Annotated in this window: 2 protein-coding genes; both read right to left on the bottom strand. The window is 76.9% G+C overall.

Features of this window, described 5'->3' with window-relative positions; all coding sequences use genetic code 11:
* Positions 1 to 226: 226 nt before the first annotated feature.
* Positions 227 to 982: a leucyl/phenylalanyl-tRNA--protein transferase gene (locus tag ACFV6I_RS22225; RefSeq protein WP_380427202.1), complete on the bottom strand. Its 756-nt coding sequence runs from the start codon at positions 980 to 982 to the stop codon at positions 227 to 229.
* Positions 979 to 2,849, bottom strand: a 1,871-nt coding sequence (locus ACFV6I_RS22220; RefSeq protein WP_380427200.1) for a thioester reductase domain-containing protein, incomplete at its 5' end; no start/stop codon positions are given. The genes ACFV6I_RS22220 and ACFV6I_RS22225, both read right to left, overlap by 4 nt.

The raw sequence follows: 2,849 nt of genomic DNA, 5'->3' as shown, positions 1-2,849 counted from the left end.
GGTCGTGGTCGTGGTCGTGCCGGTGGTGACGGCCGCTTCGGTGGTGCCGGCGGCGGCCTGCGGAGTGCCGGAGGTGGTCGGCCCGCAGGCGGCGACCCCGGCGAGGGCGAGGGTGAGGAGAGCGGGGCCGAGGGCCCTGCCTATGGAGCTTTTGAACACGCGGCGTCATGTTACTGACGGGGAATAAGTTTGTCGAAGACAGGCCAAGCAGGGTAAAAGGCGCAGGTCAGACCAGCCGGGCCACGGGCAGCGGAGCTCCCGGCAGCGGGCCCACCACGGCGTCCGCCGCCAGCTCGGCCAGGTACCGGGAGCGGGGTACCGGCTCGGCGCCGAGGCTGCGGATGTGCGGACTGTCCCACTGGGCGTCGAGCAGCCGCCCGCCGGCCGCGCCGAAGCGCGCCCCGAGGTCGGCGACGGCGACGCGGGCGGCGTCGGGGCGGCGGTGGAACATCGAGTCGAGGCTGAGGACGGGCCCGGCGGCGACGCCGAACACCCCGCCGATCAGTTCCTCGCCCTCCCACACCTCGCCGCTGTGGGCGGCCCCGAGCACATGCAGCTGCTCCAGTGCGGCCCGTAACTCCGCTGTCAGCCAGGCTGGTTGGCGGCCCTCGGCGCAGCGGGCCAGCACCTCGCCGAAGGCCCGGTCGGCGCTGGTCCACCACTGCGGCCGGTGGCGCAGCCGCCGGGCGAGGCGACTGCCGAGCCGGACGCCGTCGGGCGGCAGGACGGGCCGGGGGTCGGGCGACCACCAGGCCAGCGCGTACGGGTCGTCCCCGCCGGGCAGCAGCATCACCTCGCCCGCCTCGACGGCCTGTTCGTAGCGCGCCTCGTTGTAGGCGCCGGCGTACTCGTCCGCCGCGGGCATCGGGAACAGGCCGCGGCGGTACGCCGCCAGCAGGTCCGGCGCGCCGAGACCGGCGCCGAACGCCACCGGCCCGTCCCCGGGCCCGCGTTGGACGTCCAGCCCGTCGAAGGGGCTCATGCCGGCGGCCCGAGGAAGCCCTCCGCCGCCAGCCGCTCCAGGTAGTGGTCGAGCAGGCCGGCGTCGACGGCGGGCAGGTCGATCCCGCTGCCGGCGAGCGCGGCATTGGTGTTGGCGCGGTCGAACAGCGGGAAGACGGGCCGGAAGTACAGCTCGCTGATCGACAGCGCCGATCCGGGGGCGCGGTCGACGAACAGCGGGACGAACGGCGTGACGGGGTGGGCGGGGTGCCCGGCGGCGAACCGGACCAGGCCCTGCACCCAGTCACCGTAAGGGAGTTCGGCGATCGGGTGGCCCCGGGCCCGGAGCCGTTCGGCGAGGTCGGCGAGGTCGGCGGGGCGCGGCGAGGTGAGGTGGTAGACCTCGCCGTCGGCGGGGGCGTGGGCGGCGATGTGGGCGACGGCGCGCGCGAAGCGGTCGGCCGGGACGAAGTCGAGCGGCAACAGCACGTCCGGGCAGGTGCCGCTGTCCGCCAGGTACGCGATGAGCGCGCAGATCTCGGTGCCGGTGTTCATCACGCCGGTGGCGAGGTCCCCGGTGACGTCGTTGGTGCGCAGCACGGTGACCGGGAGCCCGGCGGCGGCCGCCTCGTGCAGCAGTTGTTCGGCGACCCACTTGCTCTCGACGTAGCCGACGCCGAGCCGGTCGGGGTGGGCGAGCGGGGTCCGTTCGGTGACCTCGCGGACGCCGGCCGCGCCGAAGCCGGCCAGCACGGCGAGGGTGGACAGGTAGTGCACGGGCACGCCCCGGCTGAGCCCGGCGAGGCGGATGATCTCGCGGGTGCCGCCGACGTTGGGCGCGCGCAGCTGGTGGTACGGGTAGAGGAAGTTGACCTGCCCGCCGAGGTGGTGGACGGCGTCCAAAGTCCCTGCCAGCCCCTCGAACTGATGTTGCGTCAGCCCGAGCCTGGGTGCGGCGAGGTCGCCGACCAACGGCACCACCCGGGTGTCGGTGAGGTCGTGCCGCAGGAAGCGCTGCTGGGCGGCGCGCAGGCGTTCCAGCGCGTGCTCCTCGTCGGGGGCGCGGACCAGGCAGTGGATCCGGGCCCGGGTGGTGGCGAGCAGGGCGTGCAGCAGGTGGGCGCCGCAGAAGCCGGTGGCGCCGGTGAGCAGGATCTCGGCGGGTTCGGCGCGGCTGGGCGCCGGGCTCCAGGACTGCTGGACGGGGTGGGCGAGCCGGGCTTCGGCGACCCAGTCGACGGCGGCCTCGCCGGGGCCGGGGCCGGGGCTGGGGCTGGGGCCGGCGCCGTCGGCGCGGGCGGCCTGGACGGCGGCCGCGAAGGCGCGCAGGGTGGCGTCGCGCAGCAGGGCGCGGGTGAGGGCGCGGACGCGGGTGACGTCGAGACCGAGCATGATCCGGGCGCGGGCGAGCATCTCCATGGCCAGCAGCGAGTTGCCGCCGAGCGCGAAGAAGTCGTCGGCGGGGCCGACGTCCTCGACGCCGAGCAGTTCGGCCCACAGCTGCCCGATGGCGTCCTCGACGGCTCCCCCGCCGCCCGCCGCCCCGGTGCCGCCCGCGTCGGCCCGTCCCGAGGTGCGCGGCTCGGCGTGCGGCAGCCGGCGGCGGTCGACCTTTCCGGCCGGGGTGAGCGGCATGCGGTCCAGCGCCACGAAGGCGGCCGGGAGCATGTACTCCGGCAGCCGTTCGGCCAGGTAGGCGCGGAGCCGGTCGCGGCGGGCCCCGGCACCGGCCGCGGCGTCGGCGTGGTCGGCGAGCGTGTAGTAGGCGGTGAGCGCGCGGCCCCCGTCGGGGTCGCCGCCGGCGGGGGGGGGGGGGGGCGGGCGGGGGGGGGGGGGGGGCGGGGGGGGCGCCGCGCGGGGGGGGGGGGCGCGGCCGGGGGGGCGCGCCCGCGACCGGTGGGGGGCGA

The organism is Kitasatospora sp. NPDC059803, from assembly GCF_042732255.1.
GTDB lineage: Bacteria > Actinomycetota > Actinomycetes > Streptomycetales > Streptomycetaceae > Kitasatospora.
The sequence above is the reverse complement of the archived record's forward strand: the minus strand, read 5'-3'. Positions and strand labels throughout refer to the sequence as shown.